Origin of the sequence: Deinococcus humi (assembly GCF_014201875.1) — a bacterium.
Lineage (GTDB): Bacteria > Deinococcota > Deinococci > Deinococcales > Deinococcaceae > Deinococcus > Deinococcus humi.
Map to the genome: position 1 here is coordinate 128,872 of NZ_JACHFL010000013.1, position 19,645 is coordinate 148,516.

Consider the following 19,645-nt stretch of genomic DNA (forward strand, 5'->3'; position numbering starts at 1 on the left):
CGAGATGACGGCGCAGCCGATCAAGCAGCAGAAACTGGCCGCCAGCGCAGCAGAGGAACTTCTGGCCCTGATCCTGCGCGGAGACTTCGCGGCCGGTCAGCGGTTGCCACCTGAGCGGGTGCTGGCCGAACAGATGAACATCTCCCGCACCAGCCTGCGGGACGGGATTGCCCGCCTTGAGGTGCTGGGACACCTGGAGGCACGCCAGGGCAACGGTGTTTTTGTCCGTGAGCCCTCTGCCGCCCACCTGACCCAGCCGTTTCAGGGCATGCTGCTGCGTTCGCCCCAGAAACTGGCCCACCTTCTTGACTTCCGGCGCATGATCGAGCCGGAAGTGGCGGCGCAGGCCGCTCTTCGTGCCACGCCCACCCAAATCGCGCAACTGGAAGGGTGTCTGGAGCGGCAGGAGGCGGCCCGCGCCCGTCACATCAAACTGAGCGATGAGGACATGCTCTTCCACAGCCTGATCGCCCAGATCGCTGGAAACGAGGTGGTCATGCTGGTGCTCGACACCCTGCGCTCGCTGATGATCCAGTTGCGCAGTCAGGTGGTGGGCGATCAGCCGGAATTGACCATTTCCGAACACCGCGCGCTGGTCCGCGCCATTGCCAGCGCCTCGCCCCAGGCCGCCCGTCAGGCCATGCTCGCCCACATGGAATCCGTTCGCCACCATGCCGCCCCACTGATCGAAAAAGGAGAAGACAATGCGTAAATCCCAGTTTCTGATGGCCTTCCTGAGTGCTGCCTGCCTGAGCGCCGCTTGCGCCTCGGCACAGACCCTGACGGTGGGCCTTGACGCCGATCCGCCCAGGCTCGATCCGGCGCTGTCCACCGCGCTCGTGGACCGACAGGTGATGAACCAGATCTTCGACAAGCTGGTGGATCTGGACGTGAACCTCAAGGTGGTTCCGGCACTGGCAACGTCCTGGAAGGTGACGAACGGCGGCCTGACCTACACTTTCAAGCTGAGAAGCGGTGTGAAATTCACCGACGGCACCCCGCTGGACGCCGCCGCCGTCAAATACGGACTGGATCGCAACCGCACGCTGGAGGGCAGCGCCCGCAAGAACGAGATGAGCAGCGTCAAGGAGGTCAAGGTCATCGACCCGCAGACCGTTCAGCTCACGCTGTCGCAGCCTTACGGGCCGCTGCTGGCCGTACTGACGGACCGCGCGGGCATGATCGTCTCGCCCACGGCAGCCAAGAAAGCCGGAGCCGATTTCCAGAACAATCCGGTAGGCAGCGGTCCCTTCACCTTTGTCAGCCGCGTGCGCCAGGACAACATCACCCTGAATGCGAACAAGAACTACTGGGGCGGTGCGCCCAAGATCGACAAGCTGGTCTACCGCCCCTTCACCGACGGTGACGTGCGCTACGCCAACCTGCTGTCCGGCGCGGTGCAGGCAATCACGCCGATAGACCCCAAAGACATCAGCAAGCTGGAGCAAAATCCCAAGTTCAGCGTGCTGAACTACCCCGGGATCGGCTTCCAGGGGATCTGGTTCAACGTCACCCGCGCGCCGTTCAACAACAAGAATTTCCGACAGGCCGTGGCCGCCACGATTGACCGCGAGGCGATTGCCAAGAGCATCTTCTACGGCACGGTCACGCCCGCCGCTGGCCCGTTCCCACCCGGCACCGCCGCTGCGTCCTCGGCGATCAAGGTGCAGAAGCCCGACATCGCCGTGGCCAAGCAGAAACTGGGGGGCAAGCCGCTGAGCTTCACGCTATTGACCACGCCGGGCAGCGTCACCACGCAACTGGCGCAGGTGTACCAAGCCATGTTCGCGCAGGCTGGCATCAATGCCAAGATCGAGCAGGTGGAGTTCGGCACGCTGCTCGACCGCGCCGACAAGCAGGATTTCGACGCCCTGATGCTGGGCTGGAGCGGGCGGCCTGATCCCGATGGCAACATCTACGATTTCTTCGTGACCGGCGGCACCAACAACCAGGCCGGCTACAGCAACAAGTCAGTGGACAGTCTGCTTGCCAAGGCCCGCGCCCAGAACGCCATGTCCGCCCGCGTCGCCACCTACAACGTCGCGCTGGGCACCATCATCAGCGACACCCCGTACACCTGGGTGTACTTCCAGCGCAATCTGGTGGCGAGCGTCAAGGGACTGACTGGCCTCAAGCCCATTCCAGACGGCATCCTGCGTTTTAAAGACGTGGACCTGAAGTAACGGCAGACCATCCTGAAGGGGGCCGGCGAGACGGACTGCCCGGCCCTTTCGCCCTTTCCAGACTGAGGAGGTTAAGTGGCTGTTTTCGCCTTGCGCCGCCTGCTGTCGGCCATCCCAACTTTGCTGATCGTCACGGTCATCGTGTTCGCCATGGTCAAGCTGTTGCCCGGCGATCCAGCGCGGCTGATCCTGGGCCAGGAGGCCACCCCGCAGGCCCTGGCCGAACTGCGCCGTTCGCTGGGGCTGGACCGTTCGCTGCCGCAGCAGTACCTGAGCTGGCTGGCCGGGGCCGTGCGGCTGGATTTCGGCACCAGCCTGACCGACAACAGCAGCGTGAGCCGATTGATCGCCCAGAAACTACCGGTCACGCTGGAACTCTCGCTGTTCGCCATGCTGATCTCGCTGCTGATCTCCCTGCCCGCCGGAATCGTCAGCGCGGTGCGGCGCAACACCTGGGTGGACCGGCTGCTGACGCTGCTGGCGCTGTCGGGCATCAGCCTGCCCAATTTCTTTCTGGGCATCCTGCTGATCTACCTGTTCAGCATCCGGCTGGCGTGGATTCCGGCGAGCGGATACACCAGCCTGCTTGAGAATCCGGGCCGCAATCTGTTGCTGTTGCTCCTGCCCGCCGTCACCCTTGGCGTCGGTTCAGCGGCGGTGCTCACGCGTTACCTGCGCTCCAGCCTCAGCGAAACGCTGAACCAGGATTACGTGCGAACCGCGCACGCCAAAGGCCTCACGGCGCGGCAGGTCACCTCCAAACACGCCCTGAGAAACGCGCTGATTCCCTTTCTGACTGCTTTCGGCCTGCAACTCGGCGGCCTGCTCGGTGGGGCCGTGATCACCGAGCAGATTTTCAGCATCCCCGGCTTCGGTCGGCTGCTGGTGGACGCCGTGTTCACCCGTGATCTGCCCGTGATCCAGGGCGTGGTGCTGGTTTCGGCGGTGGCGGTGTTCCTGGTGAGCTTTCTGGTGGATCTGGGCTACGCAGCCGTGGATCCGCGGATCCGGTACAACTGATGGGGGGGCACACATGACCACGACCATCCCCAAATCCCCGGCCCCGGCAAGGCGACGGTTGCCCGCTCCGCTCAGGCGCTTCCTGAGCAATCGGCTGGCCGTCGTGGGCCTGTTCGTATTGCTGATTTTCGCCGTCGCGGCGCTGCTGGCCTCCTGGGTTGCCCCCTATGACCCGGCACAGATCTTCTTTTCCGACCTGCGCGCCGCTCCCAGTGCCGCGCATCCCTTCGGGGCCGACGAACTTGGGCGCGACATCTTCTCTAGGGTGGTGTATGGGGCGCGGGTGTCTCTGAGTGCCGGATTGATCTCGGTGACGCTGGCCCTGGTGTGCGGCGGCGGCATCGGCCTTATCGCCGGGTACGTTGGCGGCTGGCTGGACGACGTGCTGATGCGCGTGGTGGACGCGCTGCTGGCGCTTCCGTTCCTGGTGCTGGCGATTGCGCTGGCGGCCATTCTCGGCCCCAGCCTGCAGAACACCATGATTGCCATTGCCATCGTCACCGCCCCTGCCTTTGCCCGCATCACGCGCGGCGAGGTGCTCTCGCAGCGCGAGCGCGATTATGTGCAGGCCGCGCAGGCGCTGGGAGCGGGGAACGGACGCCTGATCACCCGCCACCTGCTGCCCAACATCAGCGGGGCACTGATCGTACAGACCTCGCTGGCCATCGCCAACGCGATTCTGGCCGAGGCCAGCCTGTCCTTCCTGGGCCTGGGGATCCAGCCGCCCGCGCCCAGCTGGGGATCCATGCTCAATGCCGCGCGCGGTTACCTGACCGACGCGCCGTGGATGGCGGTGTTTCCCGGCCTCGCCATTTTTCTGGCGGTGCTGGCCTTCAACCTGATCGGCGACGGGCTGCGGGACGCCCTCGATCCGCGCGGCAAGATCGGCTAGTCGGAAGCGTGCTGCTCAGCCCTCTCCTTTTATGGAGAGGGCTATTTCATTTCGGTTCTGCGGGTTGGCGTAGGTGACAGGCAAGCCCCTACGCCAGCAGATCCCTGGCGATGATGATCTTCTGGATTTCGCTGGTGCCCTCGTAGATGCGCAAGAGGCGCTGGTCGCGGTAGTAGCGTTCGACCGGACTGTCCTTCATGTAGCCCATGCCCCCGGCCACCTGCACGGCCTTGTCGGCCACCTGGGAGAGGGCCTCGGTGGCGTGGTACTTGGCCACAGAGGCCATACGGCGCACGTCCTGGCCCTCGTCGACCATCCAGGCCACCTTCTGCCACAGCACCCGGCTGGTCTGGACGGCAATTTCCATCTCGGCCAGCATGAACTGCACGGCCTGGAACTCGGCGATGGGCTGACCGAACTGCTCGCGGGTCTTGGCGTGGGCCACGGAAAGGTCCAACAGTCGTTGCATCGCCCCGGTAGAGCGGGCGGCGATGCCCACGCGTCCGGCGGTCAGGATGCCCAGTGCCTCGCGGTAGCCCATGTGCTCCGGCCCCAGCAGGTTGGCGGCGGGAATTTCAGCGTCCTCGAAGATCACCTCGGCGCTCAGGGCTCCCTTCTGCCCCATCTTCTCGTCGATCTTGCCCACCCGCACGCCGGGCGTGCTTTGTGGCTCCACCAGAAAAGCGCTCATGCCCCGGCTGCCGCGGGCCGGATCGGTGATGGCAATGACGGTCAGCAGCCCGGCGATCGGCGCGTTGGAGATGTAGTGCTTGGTGCCGTTCAGGACGTACACATCGTCTTTCTTGACCGCGCGGGTGCGGATGTTGGCCGCGTCCGAGCCGCTGCTGGGTTCGGTGATGGCAAAACCAGCCACGCATTCCCCCGACGCCATGCGCGGCAGGAAACGCTGCTTCTGCTCCTCGGTGCCCAGTTTGACCAGCCCCGAGGTGCCTATGCTGGCGTGCGCGCTGACCACGCCGCCGAAGCCCATGTGCCCCTGTCCCAACGCCTCGTACACCGCGCAGCGGCCCAGCATGCCCAGGCCCACGCCGCCGTATTCTTCCGGGATACTCAGGCCGAACAGGCCCAGCCCTGCCGCCTCTTTCAACAACTCCGGCGGTACACTGTTGCTGTCCTCGATCTCATGGGCGCGCGGCTCCACGCGGCTGAGCATAAAATCACGGATGGTCGCCTGCACCTCGCGCAGGTCGTCGGGCAGATTAAAATCCATTTGGGACCCAGCCTAGAGCATTTGGGCGCGGGTGGAATAGTCCGGAAAACGCAGTGCGGCCAGCCAGGAAGGACTGCTTTGGCCCATTCTTGCTGAAAGCCCACCGTCTCTGATAGAACCTCTGCCAGACACCGCCCTGCCGCGTAACTGAACGGCGCGCCCTGCTCTTGACATTCAAGGCCACGGACGTCTATACTCTCCTGTGGCCAACCAAGATGGGTCTGGCAGGAGCGAATTGGTATTCTCCAGTCTTCAAAATTAACCCCCCAGTACAGGAACGCAGCCGGAGAGGTTGCGCGTCCTGACTGCGCCATTTCTGAGCGCTTTGCCTCCACTTCTTGATTCCAATCCTACGGTACGCCGTATTTCAGAGGCCTTTTTCTGCCCCGAAAAGGCCGTGAGCAACAACAGCAGGGTGCGTGCGAGGTGTGCATGAGTTTTATCGGTAAAGAAGCCCGTATTGAGCGGTTCGGCGAGATCAGCGAGGTTATCCCGCTTCCCAACCTGACCGAAATTCAGGTCAACTCCTTCCGCGCCTTTCTGCAGGCAGACCGCGCCCCTGACAAGCGCGACAACGTGGGTCTTCAGAGCGCTTTCAAAGAAGTTTTCCCGATTGACGAGACCGAGAAGGGGCGCTCGACTGGCCTAGTGCTTGACTACCTGGAATACCGACTGGGTGACCCGCCCTACACCCCTGAGGAGTGCCGCGAGAAGGACCTGACCTATCAGGCCCCGATGTACGCCAAGCTGCAGCTGATCCACAAGGACAGCGGTCTGATCAAGGAAGACCAGGTGTTCCTGGGCGACCTGCCCCTGATGACCGGCGACGGCTCCTTCGTGATCAACGGCGCGGACCGCGTGGTGATCTCGCAGATTCACCGCAGCCCCGGCGTGTACTTCACGTCCAGCTACAAGGGCATCAAGAAGCTGTATACCGGCGCGATCATTCCCATGCCCAAGCGCGGCCCTTGGATCGAGCTGGAGTTCGCGGGCGGCATTCTGGAAATGAAGGTCAACAAGCGCAAGTTCCCCGTGGCGATGCTGCTGCGGGTGCTGGGCTACGACGACGCCAGCCTGAAAGCGCTGTTCAGCGAGTTTGACCCCAACACCGAACTGCCCGAGGACAAAAGCGCGGGCATGGGTGCGGACGAGGCGCTGCTGCGTCTGTTCACGGTGCTGCGTCCCGGCGACCCGCCCAAGCGCGATAAGGCCACCCAGTACCTGTACGGGCTGCTGGCGGACCCCCGCCGTTACGACCTGGGCGAGCCGGGCCGCTTCAAGATGAACCGCAAGCTGGGACTGGACCGCAGCGAGCACACCCTGCTGACCTTCGCGGAAGGCAAGTTCAGCGACGCCGGGTTGGTGGACACCATCCGCTACCTGATGGCGCTGCACCACGGCCACGACACCGTCTCCATGATGGGCGCCGACGGCCAGATGCACGACGTGCCGGTGGGCGAGGACGACATCGACCACCTGGGCAACCGCCGCGTGCGGACCGTGGGCGAACTGCTCGCCGACCAGCTGCGCGTGGGCATGGGCCGCATGGCTCGCGGTGTTCGTGAGCGCATGCTGCTGGGCAACCCCGACGCCGCTACCCCCACCAAACTGGTCAACAACCGTCCTATCGTGGCGGCCATGCGCGAGTTCTTCGGGCGCAGCCAGCTCAGCCAGTTCAAGGACCAGACCAACCCCCTCTCGGATCTGCGCCACAAGCGCCGCATCTCCGCGCTGGGGCCAGGCGGCCTGACCCGCGAGCGTGCTGGCTTCGACGTGCGTGACGTGCACCGTACCCACTACGGACGCATCTGCCCGATCGAGACGCCCGAAGGCGCCAACATCGGCCTGATCTCCAGTCTGGCCTCCTACGCCAAGGTGAACCCGCTGGGCTTTATCGAGGCGCCGTACCGCCGGGTCAAGGACGGAAACGTCAGCGAGACGGTGGAGTACATGACGGCGGATATCGAGGATAGGTACACCGTCGCGCAGGCCAACAGCCCGCTGAACGACGACAATACCTTCGCCGACGAGCGCGTGCTGGCCCGCCGCAAGGGTGACCCGCTGTGGTACACCCCCGACGAAGTCGACTTCATGGACGTCAGCCCGAAGCAGATCGTCTCGATCAACACCTCGCTGATTCCCTTCTTGGAGCACGACGACGCCAACCGCGCGCTGATGGGTTCCAACATGCAGTCGCAGGCGGTGCCCCTCGTGCGCGCCGACAGCCCCGCCGTGGGCACTGGTGTGGAACGCCGCGTGGTGACCGACTCCGGCACCAGCGTCGTGAGTGACGTCACTGGCCGCGTGACCTACGTGGACGCCCGCGCCATCCAGATCACCCTCTCGGAAGACTCTGCCGCCGCCGGCATGGTCACGGGCAACGTCCGCACCTTCGAACTGGTGCGCTTCACGCGCAGCAACCAGGGCACCAACCTCGACCAGCACCCCATCGTCAGTGTCGGGGACGAGGTCAAGGCCGGACAGGTCATCGCCGACGGCCCAGCCAGTGACCGGGGCCGCCTCGCGCTAGGACAGAACATCACCATCGCGATCATGCCCTTCGACGGCTATAACTTCGAGGATGCCATCTGCATCAACGAGGGCCTGATCCGCAAGGACTTCTACACCTCTGTCCACATCGAGAAGGACGAGATTGACGCCCGCGACACCAAGCTGGGGCCGGAAAAGATCACCCGTGACATCCCCGGCCTCTCGGAAGCTGCGCTGCGCGACCTCGACGAGGACGGCATCGTGCGCGTCGGGGCCGAAGTCAAGCCCGGCGACATTCTGGTGGGCAAGACCTCGTTCAAGGGCGAAAGCGAACCCACCCCTGAAGAACGGCTGCTGCGCTCGATCTTCGGCGAGAAGGCCCGTGAAGTGAAGGACACCTCGCTGCGCGTGCAGTCCGGCCAGGGCGGCATCGTGGTCAAGACCGTGCGCTTCCGCCGCGGCGACGAGGGCGTGGACCTCAAGCCCGGCGTCCGTGAGATGGTACGGGTGTACGTGGCCCAGAAGCGTCAGCTGCAGGTGGGCGACAAGGTGGCCAACCGCCACGGCAACAAGGGCGTCGTCAGCAAGATCATGGCCCCCGAGGACATGCCCTACCTGGAAGACGGCACCCCCGTCGATCTGGTGTTCAACCCGCTGGGTGTACCTTCGCGCATGAACCTGGGTCAGATTCTGGAAACGCACCTGGGTGAAGTGGCGCGCCTGACCGGTCAGAAGTTCGAGACGCCGGTCTTCGACTCGGTCACGGAAGCCACCATCAAGGAAATGCTGGAAGTGGCCGCCGCTGAGAGGCTGCAGGCCCGCAAAGACGACGGTTTCGAGCTGGACAAGCGCGAGCAGGACGTGCTGGACCGCGCCGGCAAGCTGGGCGTCATCAATAAGGCCGAGGGCGATTACGAGGCCGCGCAGATGCAGCTGGCCCGCACCGGCAAGAGCATCCTGTTTGACGGCCGCAGCGGCGAGCCGATCAGCGGTCCCGTCGTGGTGGGCACCATGTACGTCATGAAGCTGTACCACATGGTGGAAGACAAGCTGCATGCCCGCTCCACCGGCCCCTACAGCCTGATCACCCAGCAGCCGCTGGGCGGGAAGGCGCAGTTCGGCGGCCAGCGCTTCGGTGAGATGGAAGTGTGGGCGCTTGAGGCCTACGGCGCGGCGCACACCCTGCAGGAAATGCTGACCATCAAGTCCGACGACATCGACGGGCGCGACGCCGCGTACCAGAGCATCGTCAAGGGCGAGGAAGTCTCCGGCAGCACCATTCCTGAAAGCTTTAAGGTCCTAGTCAAGGAGCTGCACTCGCTAGGCCTGGACGTGGAAGTGCTGGACGCCGGGGACCGTGCCGTGGACATCTTCGAAGGGATGATGCCCAAGCGCTGAGCGCCAAAAGTCGAGTCACTCATGCTTGAGCTGCGAAGAGACGTTCCGTGAAGGTTGAAGTGATTTTAAACCTCTTGGTGGTCTTGTTTACGGGCTATTTCATCTGGAGTGGAGTGGAATATTTTGCCTCAGACGAACATGGCTGGAGAATCCAGCTAGCCAAAGCAGGATGGGTCTTATACACCATCAGCTTTCCATTCATCTGTGTTTCCCTGGTTTCGTCTATCCGTAAACTTCGCAGCTCGCCGTTCGTATCACCAACCAAACAGGAGTCTGAATGAAAGATTTCAGTAAAGTTCGTATCGCCATTGCCAGCCCGGAGAAAGTCCGCGAGTGGAGCTTCGGCGAGGTTGAAAAGCCCGAGACCATCAACTACCGCACCCTGAAGCCCGAGCGCGAAGGCCTGTTCGACGAGCGTATCTTTGGGCCACAGAAGGACTACGAGTGCGCCTGCGGCAAGTACAAGCGCCAGCGCTACGAGGGCAAGGTCTGCGAGCGTTGCGGGGTGGAAGTCACGTCCAGCAAGGTGCGCCGTTACCGCATGGGTCACATCGATCTAGCAACCCCCGCCGCCCACATCTGGTACGTCAAGGACAGCCCCAGCAAGATCGGCACGCTGCTCGACCTGAGCGCCGGACAGCTGGAGAAGGTGCTGTACTTCAGCTCCTTCCTGGTGACCGATCCCCGCAACGCCCAGAAGGACGGGCGGCCCCTCAAGCGCGGCGAACTGCTGACCGACGACGAGTACCGCGAACTGCGCTTCGGACGGCAGGAAACCTACACCATTCCCAATGGCCAGGAAGCTGTGGTGCGTGACGGCGAGTACGTGACGCGCGGGCAGACGCTGGGCGGCAACGTCGTGGCCAAGATGGACGGTCTGGCCCAGTTCCGCTTCCCCCGCCGCGCCGAGATCGCCTACCGCGAGGAGGTGGAGGCGACGCTGCCCCTGCCGGCCGACGTGCTGGTGGATCAGGAGGCCTTCCGCGCCGGAGAAATCCTGGCCGAACTGGAGCAGGACGTCACCGTCACCGCGCCCGTGGCCGGGACAGCTTTCCTGAGCGACATGGGAGAGGACTCCGTGATGGTGGTCATCCGCGAGAGCGTGGACGCCGCCCCGGCAGAGCAGGACGAGAACGGCGAGGACATCGAGACCGACACCCCCATGGGTGAGGTGCTGGCCCGTGTCTACGTCCCCCACGGCATGGACGTCCAAGTGGCGCACGGCGAGATCATCGACGCTGGAGCCGTGCTGGCAGAAGCCAAGGCCGGTCAGCGCCTGCGCGTCAGCCGCGACAGCCGACTGAGCGCCGTCAAACTGCCCAAGAGGGGCGACCCCTCCGTGACCGCCCACTGGACGCGCCGCGCCGAGTACCCGATCAACCCCACCATGCACGTCCTGGTGGGTGACGGCAGCGAGGTTGAGGCCGGGCAGAAGGTCGTCGGAGCCATCGACACCGCCGAGGAGATCACTGCCGAGGCGAACGGCACCATCACGCTGCACGCTCCGGCCAGCATCATCGTCAGCAAGGCCAAGGTCTACCCTTACCAGGACGAACCCCTCGTCGTGATCGGGGACCGCGTGGAACCCGGCGACGAGCTGGCCGACGGCGGCAACCTTCGCTCCGAGATTTCGGGCCGCATAGAGATCGACCTCGTCCGCAAGCAGGTGCGCGTGATCGAGTCCTACGACTTCGAGGCCAAGATGGGCGCGGAGGCCGTCAAGGAACTCTTGGACGACATCGATCTGGACACCCTGGAAGCTGAGCTGAACGAGGCGATGAAGGATTCCTCGCGCCACAAGCGCGCCAAGTCGCGCAAGCGGCTGGAGGTCACCCGGAGCTTCAAGCGCAGTGGCAACCATCCCTCATGGATGATCCTGAACACCGTGCCGGTGATGCCACCGGACCTGCGCCCGATGGTGCAGGTGGACGGTGGACGCTTCGCCACCTCGGACCTCAACGATCTGTACCGCCGTCTGATCAACCGCAACAACCGCCTCAAGAAGCTGATCGGTCAGGGTGCGCCCGACATGATCATCCGCAACGAGAAGCGCATGTTGCAGGAAGCGGTGGACGCCCTGATCGACAACGGACGGCGCGGCAGCCCCGTCACCAACCCTGGCTCGGACCGCAGCCTGCGCTCGCTGACCGACCTGCTGGGCGGCAAGCAGGGCCGTTTCCGCCAGAACCTGCTGGGCAAGCGCGTGGACTATTCCGGGCGCTCGGTGATCGTCGTCGGCCCGCAGCTCAAGCTGCACCAGTGTGGGGTGCCCAAGCGCATGGCGCTGGAGCTGTTCAAGCCCTTCCTGTTCAAGGTGCTTGAAGAGAAGGGTGAAGTCACTAACATCAAGCAGGCCCGCAAGATGCTCGAACGCTACCGCGACACCCGCGACAGCGTGTGGGACGCCCTGGAAGAGGTCATTGAGGACAAGGTCGTGCTGCTCAACCGCGCGCCCACCCTGCACCGTCTGGGCATTCAGGCCTTCGAGCCGGTACTGGTGGAAGGCCAGTCCATCCAACTGCACCCCCTGGTCTGTGAAGCCTTCAACGCTGACTTCGACGGCGACCAGATGGCCATTCACGTCCCGCTGAGCGCGCAGGCACAGGCTGAAGCCCGTATTCAGATGCTGGCCTCGCACAACCTGCTTTCGCCCGCCAACGGCGAGCCGAACGTCAAGCCCAGCCGCGACATCATCCTGGGCATCTTCACGCTGACCCAGCTGAGGCACGACAACTTGGGCGCAGGCATGGACTTCGCCGACGAGAATGCTGCCCTGCAGGCCCTGGAAGACGGCAAGGTCAGCCTCAACAGCCCGATCACCGTGCGCGGCGTCGAGACCAGCCCCGGCCGCCTGAAGCACAACTTCTCCAGCCCCGACGAGGCCATCATGGCCGTCGAGCGCGGCGGCATCGACTATCAGGATCATGTCCGCATCCGCCTGAACGGCAAGACCTACGACACCAGCGCTGGGCGCGTCATGTTCCGCCGTCTGGTGCAGGAGGCGCTGGGCAACCAGGCCGGACTGGTCGACACGCTGGTCAACCTGGACACCGCCTACGAGAAGGATCACCTCAAGGACATGGTGATGGCCTGCTTCAAGCACCTCGGCATTGAGGCCACCGCCGGGCTGCTCGACGCCCTGAAGGACAGCGGCTTCAAGCTGTCGACCTCCTCGGGCATCACCATCGGCATCGATGACATCGTGATTCCGCCCAGCAAGGGCGAGATCCTGGCCCGCGCCGACGAGCAGGTGGCCGAGATTGAGCAGAACTACGAGTTCGGCTTCATGACCGACGAGGAGCGTTACAAGCAGGTCGTACAGCTGTGGAACGAGACCAAGGATGAGATCAAGAACGCCATGTTCGACAATTTCAGCCAGAACTACCCGTTCAACCCGCTGTGGATCATGAGCCAGTCCGGCGCGCGCGGGAACGCGCAGCAGATCACGCAGCTCGCCGGGATGCGCGGCCTGATGGCCCGCCCCGACGGCTCCACCATCGAGGTGCCGATCCGCGCCAGCTTCCGCGAGGGCCTGACCGTGCTGGAATACTTCATCAGCACACACGGCGCGCGTAAGGGCGGTGCAGACACCGCGCTGCGTACCGCCGACTCCGGTTACCTGACCCGCAAGCTGGTGGACGTGGCCCACGAGGTCGTCGTGCGCGACGTGGACTGCGGCACCACCGACTACAGCACCATCAGCCTGGGCGCAACCGACGAGCGCTCCGGCGAGTGGCGGGCCAGGAAGGCCAGCGAGATCGAGACCAGCATCTATGGCCGCACCCTGACCGCCGACATCGAACTGAGCGACGGCCGCACCATCCGCGAGGGTGAGATGCTGTCCCTCGAAGACGTCCGGGCGATCACCAAAGACGCCAAGATCCTGCAGGACATCTTCGTCCGCACGCCGCTGAACTGCCGCGTTAAGAGCGGTGTGTGCCAGAAGTGCTACGGCTATGACCTGTCGCAGGCCAAGCCGGTCAGCATGGGCGAGGCCGTGGGCGTGGTGGCCGCAGAAAGCATCGGCGAGCCCGGCACGCAGCTCACCATGCGGACCTTCCACACCGGGGGTGTGGCCGGCAGCGGCGACATCACCATGGGTCTGCCCCGCGTGATCGAGCTGTTCGAGGCCCGCAAGCCCAAGGTGCCGGCCCTGATCGCCGACACCACCGGTACCATCCACATCACCGAGGAAGACGAGCGCTACCTGATCAAGGTGGAGGCTGACGACGCCCAGTTCAGCGGCAAGCTGCACAAGGTTTCACGCGCCACCCGCCTGCTGCCTGAAATCAAGGACGGCTCGCACGTCGAGGCCGGTCAGCAGCTGACGCGCGGGGCCGTCAACCCGCACGATCTGCTGGAGCACAAGGACAACGAGTCCGCCCAGAAGTACCTGGTGGACGAGGTGCAGCGCGTATACCGCAGCCAGGGCGTGAAGGTGCACGACAAACACATCGAGGTGATCATCCGCCAGATGCTGCGCTACGTGGAAATCGTGGACGGCGGCAGCACGGATCTGCTGGAAGGCCAGATCGTCGAACGCTGGGAAGTGGACGGAGCCAACAACGCGCTGGCCGAGGACGCCACCCCCAGCTCCTGGAAGCCGGTCCTGCTGGGCATCACCAAGAGCAGCCTGACCACCAAGAGCTGGCTGTCCGCCGCATCCTTCCAGCACACCACCCACGTGCTGACCGAGGCCAGCATGAAGGGCCAGGTCGACGACCTGATTGGCCTGAAGGAAAACGTCATCCTGGGCAAGTTGATTCCAGCTGGCACCGGCCTGCTGACCGTGCGCGACATGCAGGTGGCCGACGATCGTACGCTAGAGAAGTACGGCGAGAGCAACAACAGCAGCGACTCCGTCACCGGGGACCGCAGCTACGACGACACCCGCCCCGGCGTGGTGAACGAGAACGTCACCTACACCAACTAACCCGGCTGGCTGAAAAGCCCGCAGAGAACCCCCACCTGGAAACGGGTGGGGGTTTTGTTGTGGGCTGGCAGTAATTGCTAGGTCGTTTGTATCTTAGCCTTCCAGCAGTTGCCGTCCCAGCGCCGTGTAGGCCGTGTCGTCGGTGGGCGGATGGGTCAGCCCGGCGCGGGCATCTCGCAGCAGTTTTTCCAATGGCAGCGCGGCACTTAGCGCGGCCCCTCCTGCGGTGCGCGAAGCCAGATCGGTGGCGAAAACCGCCGCGCCCGTTGCATGGGCCTTGGCCGCACCAATGGCAGGAACCGAGGCAGAGCTGGGGTCCGCATCCCACTGTGCAGCGGCGTCCAGCAGCAGCGCCCGTGCGGCCTGCAAGGAGGTGGCAATGCGCCCCACATTCTCCTGAATGCGCGGCAGGGTGGCAATGGGAGCGCCCAGGGCCGTGGGGACGCGCACGCGAGCGTAAGCCGCAATCGCGTCCAGCGCGGCAAAGCCCACACCCAGGTAGGTGGCGGCAATCGCGGCCCAGAACCACGCGCTGCTGGCCGGCTGGCCGGGGGCGGGCGGCGCGTGCAGGCTGGAGGGTACGTCCGTAAAGACCACGTCATGGCTGCCGCTGCCGCGCAGGCCCAGTGCCCCCTGCCACGTTGGCTCGATCCGGACGCCAGGACCGTGCAGGTCCACCCAGTAACGGCCCACCTGCCCGTCCAGCGTGGCGGCGGTCACCAGCGCCCAGCGCAGGGAACGGACCCCAGTGGACCACGTTTTGCGCCCGGTGATCCGCCAACCGCCGCCCTCGAAGCCTGTTCCTTCCGGTACGGCGCGGGTCTGCGGCAGGCCGCCGCGCGAGGGGCTGCCCAGTTCGGGTTCACTCGCCAGCGCATTGAGCAACTCGCCGCCCTTCCCGGCCTCGGCCACGGCGTGCAGCAGCGGTTCCGGCAGGGTCCGGCCCTGGAAAGCGGCGCCCGTCACATGCCCATGCATCGCCAGAATCAGGGCCAGGCTGGCGTCCGCCGTGCCCAGTGTTAATTGCGCCCGCGCGAACTGCGAAAGATTGGCTCCCAGTCCACCCCGGTCTTCAGGAACAACCAGCGCGGTGTAGCCACTGCTGGACAGCGCTCTCGCGGCTCCGGGCGTCACGTCCTGGGCCGCCTCGCATTCGGCGGCGTATTGGCGGATAGCAGCGGCGGCGCGGTCTACCACCTCTGTCTGCGCGTGGGTCAGTTCGGAGTCTGGCAAAGAGGTCACGCTGTTCAGGGTAGCGGCTGGGCACCTCCTGTGCCTGCGTGAAGCCCCGCTAAGTTAGCTGTCATACACCCAGATATTTTACGTTTTATCCTAAATCAAGCGAGGTAATTATGAGTCTGAAAGATATGGAGAACAACCACATGATGGCCCACCTGACCAGTGCGCTGAATGACGGCAAGGATATCGGTCACTACGGTCGCCTGGTCTACACCATCGTCGCCCGTCACTTTCTGAGCGACGACGAACTGGTGGCGCAGCTTGCCAAGGACAAGGACTTTGCCGAGGAAGACGCGCGTGGACTGGTTCAGCAGGTTCAGGAGCGCGATTACAGCCCGCCGGGTCGCAACAAGATCATGGAGTATCAGGCCAAGCAGGACTTCCCGATCATGCCGGACACCCAGGATCCCGACGAGGGCAACGTCTACCGTGATCTGGAGTTCCCGCAGGAGGTCTACGATCACATCAGCGAGTACCACCAGCAGAAGGCCGAAGACAGGGCCTGAACTGTCCACGCTCCTTGTCCCCTCCCCGATACGGGAGGGGACTTTTGTTGCGAGGATTGCCCTTCTGAACGCCAGACGTAGTGTGGCCGTTTGCCTGGAAGAACACCGTTGCTCTCTCACAGCGACAGCCCTTTGTCAGCTTCTGACCTGGCGCGGTTTCTCTATTTCAGCCGTCCCCAGGCTTTGAGGGTCAGCAGGGCGTCCATTGTTAGCGCGCTGCGCCACTCGCTTTCAGCGGTAGGCCAGGCGTCAGGAAACTGTCCAAACCAGCTCCAGTCCGGTCCCCACGAGCCGTCCCCGGCCAGGGCGGTGATCAGGTGGAGAAGCGCGGCACTGATGGGTTCTTCCAGACCGTGGGCCAGCGGATGATCCGGGGTGGGGGCCACCATCAGGGGGTTCAGGCCGTATTGGGCGAACTCTTCAGGGCTGGTCTGGACGCGGTCCGGCAGCACGTCGGCCAGGTACTCCAGCACGGGTAGACGATGATCGTCCGGAATCTCCAACGTCCCGGCGAACACGGCTGCTGCCGCGTGACTGTTCACGTCTCCTTTCTCTAGCCCGGCCAGCACGGCGTCGCGCGCCTCCAGCGTCAGCTGGGCTCGCAAGCCCTCGGGCAGCAGTCCTGGCCAGGCCCACAGCCGTGCCACCAGCTCGGCGCGCGGATTGACACGGAAACCAGCAAAGGTTCGGGCCAGTTCGCCAGGCTCGGACTGGTTCCACCACGGCGCGTGGGGGAACGCCTCGGCCTGCGGGGGCAGAAATGGCCACACGCTGCCGTCCAGATCGGTGTGCAACTGGGTGTGCAGCCACTCCATCGCCTCCGTCAGCAGTGGCTCATCCGTTGGCACCTCCAGCTCGTGCAGCACTCGCAGGGCCATCATGGTCGCCAGTACGCTGCTGTGTGGCGCGCGGCAATCCGGCTCCAGCGCTTGCCCAAAGCCGCCGTCCTGATTCTGATAGGCGCGCAGTGCAGCCAGCACCTCAGTCGGTTGCGCGCCGCCAAAGGCATGGCGAAACCGCGCCCTGTCCAGGGGCCTCCCCTGTTCTTCCAGAAAAGCGCGGGCTTGGGCGAAAGCCTCCGGCGTCAGATCGGGTGTAGGCATAGCGGAGCGTAGCACCAGCCCGTGGAGCACGGCTGAGAGGCGGCTCAGGTCCGCCCGCTCAGCGGCTGACCGTCCAGATGCCCGCGAAATCCGCCAGCTGGGTGTTGTTCTCCGGCGTGGCATAGGCGCTGATGCTGCCGTCCAGATACAGCGCGTCCGCGCATTTCAGTCGGTCACGGAAGAAAACGGCAAAGGCGTAGAAATTGACTGGACCGGCGCTGACGGCGAAGCGTACCCGGCCGTCCTTGCAGACACCCACCCCGCTGCGAACCTTGAAGGAACTGCTGCCCCGGTTGAAGGCAGGATGGATCTGCCCGTCCGCCAGCAGTAGCGGTCCCGACTGTGTGGCGAAGGTGGGCTGCGGACTCAGGCGGCGGTACGCCCCGGTTTCCGTCACGCCTGCCTGCGTCCCCTTGACCCAGAACACGCCGTTGGGCAGCAGCGCGAAGTTGCCGCCGGAACGGGCGTCATTGAGCGGCACCAGCGTCTTGCCTCCCTCCACATGCAGGCCCAGTGGACGCAGCCCCGGCGCGTAGATGCCGCTGTTGGTGGCGAACAGCAACTCGCGGCCCTGCTTGCCCAGGCGGGCCTGTACCTGCGAGAAGCTGGCGTAGGGCTGCCCGGTGGTGGGATTGAGCCAGTGCAACTCCAGCCGGTCTCTCGCCGGATCAACCTCGGCGACGGTGTACAGCATGCCGCCGGAGACCACCCTGTCCAGTTTGAAGGCTTGAGAGGCGGGCGTACATGACATCAGCAGAAAAACGGGCAGTAAACGGGCGAGGATCATCGAGAGGCATGATGCCTTTCTCCAGGGAGAATAAAAGCAAGCCGGTCTCCGCTCCGCCCTGTCATCTATGTGCGGCGGTGGCAGATGGAAGCCGGAGACCCCTTTACCATGTCGGTATGACCACTTCCGAGAGTGCAAGACCTATGCAGGCCACCTTCGAGTTGCGCAGTCCGTCGAGCAGCGAAGTGATCGCTCAGATTCCCGATCACGGCGCTGCCGAGGCTGTGGCCGCTGCAAACCGCGCCGTTGCGGCTTTCGCGACGTGGCGCAGCACCACTGCCTACGCCCGGGCCGCGCTGCTGCGCCGGTTCTTTGACCTGATGCTCCGCGACGAACAGGACATCGCTGTGTTGATCGCCCGCGAAATGGGCAAGCCCGTCACCGAGGCGCTGGGAGAGGTCCGCTACGCCGCCTCCTTTCTCGAGTGGTACGCCGAGGAGGCCAAGCGTATCTTCGGCGACATCGTGCCCAGTCAGGTGCCGGGCAAGCGCCTGCTGGTGACGCACGAACCGGTGGGGCCGGTATATGCGGTCACCCCCTGGAATTTTCCTGCGGCGATGGCGACGCGCAAGATCGCCCCCGCGCTGGCCGCTGGCTGTACAGTCATCCTCAAACCTGCCGAGCAGTCCCCGCTCACGGCCCTCAAGATGCGTGATCTGTGGACCGAGGCGGAGGGGCCGGCTGACACCTTCCAGGTCATCACCGCCAGCGATCCCGTGGTCATCACAAAGGTGATGATGGACGACGCCCGGATCCGCAAGGTGACCTTCACCGGCAGTACAGAGGTGGGACGGTTGCTGGCAGCGCAGGCGGCCCCCACCCTCAAACGGGTGTCGCTGGAACTCGGCGGCCACGCCCCGTACCTGATCTTCGCCGACGCCGATCTGGACCAGGCGGTGGCTGACGTGATCGCCTGCAAGTTCCGCAATGCAGGGCAGACCTGCGTGTGTACCAACCGCATCTACGTTCAGCGCGAGATCCTGGAGGCGTTTACCGCCCGATTGACGAAGGCGGTGGGGGCGCTGAAGGTGGGTGATCCACTGGACCGGGAGACGCAGATCGGCCCGCTGGTGGACGGCCAGGGTCTGGAGAAGGTGAAGCGGCATGTAGAGGACGCAGTGACTCAGGGCGCAGTAGTGGCAATTGGTGGTGAGGCAGGCGACGGTCTGTACTTCCAGCCCACCGTCCTGACGGGCGTGACCTCCGACATGCTGGTGATGCGGGAAGAGACCTTCGGTCCTGTGGCTCCGCTGCTCGCCTTTGATACGGAAGACGAGGCAGTCCAGGCGGCGAACGATACCGAGTTTGGCCTCGCCGCGTACCTCTGGACAACCGACCTGAACCGCGCCTTCCGCGTCAGCGAACGGTTGGAGTACGGCATCATCGGCCTGAACGATCCGGTGCCGAGCACCGCTCAGGCCCCTTTTGGCGGCGTCAAACAGAGTGGGTATGGGCGGGAGGGTGGTCACTGGGGGATTCAGGAGTACCTGAATACCAAGTACCTGAGCATGACCGTGCGCTGAGCCCAGGCAGGCTGCACTACAGCTGAAGGTCCATGACGTGTTCCCGCATGTCATGGACCTTCTCTCTTCAACATGGAAGTGCAGTGTTGAGACGGCGAGGCCTGCGGGCCATGGCTGTTGCTCCGATATCCAGCCAAGAGCTCCTGATCTCGCATGATCAGAAATCCGCTCTCAGACGCAGCTTCTCTGATTCGAAGGCCTCCAAAAATCCACCTTGCGGATCAACTCGCACGGACATCGCGAGGGGGGGGGTTGACAGTTGTTGGTATGCCCTGTATCTTTTCTGAGCCTCAAGCGAGGCGGGCAGCATGACAAGTGAACGTGAAAGAGCGAGAGAGAC

12 protein-coding genes are annotated in these 19,645 nt (G+C 64.3%); 8 read left to right on the plus strand and 4 right to left on the minus strand.

Going from position 1 to position 19,645, the window contains the following annotated elements:
• The first annotated feature begins 4 nt into the window (after positions 1-4).
• The 4 genes from HNQ08_RS19515 to nikC all read left to right on the plus strand — a co-directional run bounded on the left by HNQ08_RS19515 (position 5) and on the right by nikC (position 4,095).
• Positions 5-712, plus strand: a complete 708-nt coding sequence (locus HNQ08_RS19515) for a FadR/GntR family transcriptional regulator (RefSeq protein ID WP_184135929.1) — start codon at positions 5-7, stop codon at positions 710-712.
• The gene (locus HNQ08_RS19520) at positions 705-2,183 is read left to right on the plus strand and encodes an ABC transporter substrate-binding protein (RefSeq protein WP_184135931.1); all 1,479 of its coding nucleotides are present in this window, start codon (positions 705-707) and stop codon (positions 2,181-2,183) included. The genes HNQ08_RS19515 and HNQ08_RS19520 overlap by 8 nt, the downstream gene beginning before the upstream one ends.
• 75 nt (positions 2,184-2,258) lie before the next feature.
• Positions 2,259-3,203, plus strand: a complete 945-nt coding sequence (locus HNQ08_RS19525) for an ABC transporter permease (protein ID WP_184135933.1) — start codon at positions 2,259-2,261, stop codon at positions 3,201-3,203.
• 13 nt (positions 3,204-3,216) lie between these two features.
• A complete protein-coding gene (gene nikC, locus HNQ08_RS19530) occupies positions 3,217-4,095 on the plus strand; it encodes a nickel transporter permease (RefSeq protein ID WP_184135935.1) in 879 nt (292 codons plus the stop codon).
• 88 nt (positions 4,096-4,183) lie between these two features.
• Here the strand turns inward: nikC and HNQ08_RS19535 are convergent, their stop codons facing one another.
• A complete protein-coding gene (locus HNQ08_RS19535) occupies positions 4,184-5,326 on the minus strand; it encodes an acyl-CoA dehydrogenase family protein (protein ID WP_184135937.1) in 1,143 nt (380 codons plus the stop codon).
• 432 nt (positions 5,327-5,758) lie between these two features.
• On the opposite strand from HNQ08_RS19535, the gene rpoB reads away from it, so the two are divergent.
• Both rpoB and HNQ08_RS19545 read left to right on the plus strand, forming a co-directional pair.
• The gene (rpoB, locus tag HNQ08_RS19540) at positions 5,759-9,214 is read left to right on the plus strand and encodes a DNA-directed RNA polymerase subunit beta (protein ID WP_184135939.1); all 3,456 of its coding nucleotides are present in this window, start codon (positions 5,759-5,761) and stop codon (positions 9,212-9,214) included.
• 277 nt (positions 9,215-9,491) lie between these two features.
• Entirely contained in the window at positions 9,492-14,147 is a 4,656-nt protein-coding gene (locus tag HNQ08_RS19545) for a DNA-directed RNA polymerase subunit beta' (RefSeq protein ID WP_184135941.1), read from the plus strand.
• Between the two features lie 93 nt (positions 14,148-14,240).
• Here HNQ08_RS19545 and HNQ08_RS19550 read toward each other — a convergent pair whose 3' ends face one another.
• The gene (locus tag HNQ08_RS19550) at positions 14,241-15,389 is read right to left on the minus strand and encodes an acyl-CoA dehydrogenase family protein (protein ID WP_184135944.1); all 1,149 of its coding nucleotides are present in this window, start codon (positions 15,387-15,389) and stop codon (positions 14,241-14,243) included.
• A 110-nt stretch (positions 15,390-15,499) separates the two neighbouring features.
• On the opposite strand from HNQ08_RS19550, the gene HNQ08_RS19555 reads away from it, so the two are divergent.
• The gene (locus HNQ08_RS19555; RefSeq protein ID WP_184135946.1) at positions 15,500-15,892 is read left to right on the plus strand and encodes a hypothetical protein; all 393 of its coding nucleotides are present in this window, start codon (positions 15,500-15,502) and stop codon (positions 15,890-15,892) included.
• Positions 15,893-16,053: 161 nt separating this feature from the next.
• Here HNQ08_RS19555 and HNQ08_RS19560 read toward each other — a convergent pair whose 3' ends face one another.
• Positions 16,054-16,995: a hypothetical protein gene (locus tag HNQ08_RS19560; RefSeq protein WP_184135948.1), complete on the minus strand. Its 942-nt coding sequence runs from the start codon at positions 16,993-16,995 to the stop codon at positions 16,054-16,056.
• A gap of 58 nt (positions 16,996-17,053) precedes the next feature.
• Complete coding sequence (locus HNQ08_RS19565; RefSeq protein ID WP_229790102.1) at positions 17,054-17,782, minus strand: phosphodiester glycosidase family protein; 729 nt, start codon at positions 17,780-17,782, stop codon at positions 17,054-17,056.
• A gap of 116 nt (positions 17,783-17,898) precedes the next feature.
• On the opposite strand from HNQ08_RS19565, the gene HNQ08_RS19570 reads away from it, so the two are divergent.
• Positions 17,899-19,305: an NAD-dependent succinate-semialdehyde dehydrogenase gene (locus HNQ08_RS19570; RefSeq protein ID WP_184135950.1), complete on the plus strand. Its 1,407-nt coding sequence runs from the start codon at positions 17,899-17,901 to the stop codon at positions 19,303-19,305.
• Positions 19,306-19,645 lie beyond the last annotated feature (340 nt).

What these genes read in the sequence shown, in the direction of transcription:
- HNQ08_RS19570 (WP_184135950.1), top strand. Translation starts at nt 17,899, where the DNA reads ATGACCACTTCCGAGAGTGCAAGACCTATGCAGGCCACCTTCGAGTTG.
- HNQ08_RS19515 (WP_184135929.1), top strand. Translation starts at nt 5, where the DNA reads ATGACGGCGCAGCCGATCAAGCAGCAGAAACTGGCCGCCAGCGCAGCA.
- HNQ08_RS19545 (WP_184135941.1), top strand. Translation starts at nt 9,492, where the DNA reads ATGAAAGATTTCAGTAAAGTTCGTATCGCCATTGCCAGCCCGGAGAAA.
- HNQ08_RS19535 (WP_184135937.1), bottom strand. Translation starts at nt 5,326, where the DNA reads ATGGATTTTAATCTGCCCGACGACCTGCGCGAGGTGCAGGCGACCATC.
- nikC (WP_184135935.1), top strand. Translation starts at nt 3,217, where the DNA reads ATGACCACGACCATCCCCAAATCCCCGGCCCCGGCAAGGCGACGGTTG.
- HNQ08_RS19520 (WP_184135931.1), top strand. Translation starts at nt 705, where the DNA reads ATGCGTAAATCCCAGTTTCTGATGGCCTTCCTGAGTGCTGCCTGCCTG.
- HNQ08_RS19565 (WP_229790102.1), bottom strand. Translation starts at nt 17,782, where the DNA reads ATGATCCTCGCCCGTTTACTGCCCGTTTTTCTGCTGATGTCATGTACG.
- HNQ08_RS19555 (WP_184135946.1), top strand. Translation starts at nt 15,500, where the DNA reads ATGAGTCTGAAAGATATGGAGAACAACCACATGATGGCCCACCTGACC.
- rpoB (WP_184135939.1), top strand. Translation starts at nt 5,759, where the DNA reads ATGAGTTTTATCGGTAAAGAAGCCCGTATTGAGCGGTTCGGCGAGATC.
- HNQ08_RS19560 (WP_184135948.1), bottom strand. Translation starts at nt 16,995, where the DNA reads ATGCCTACACCCGATCTGACGCCGGAGGCTTTCGCCCAAGCCCGCGCT.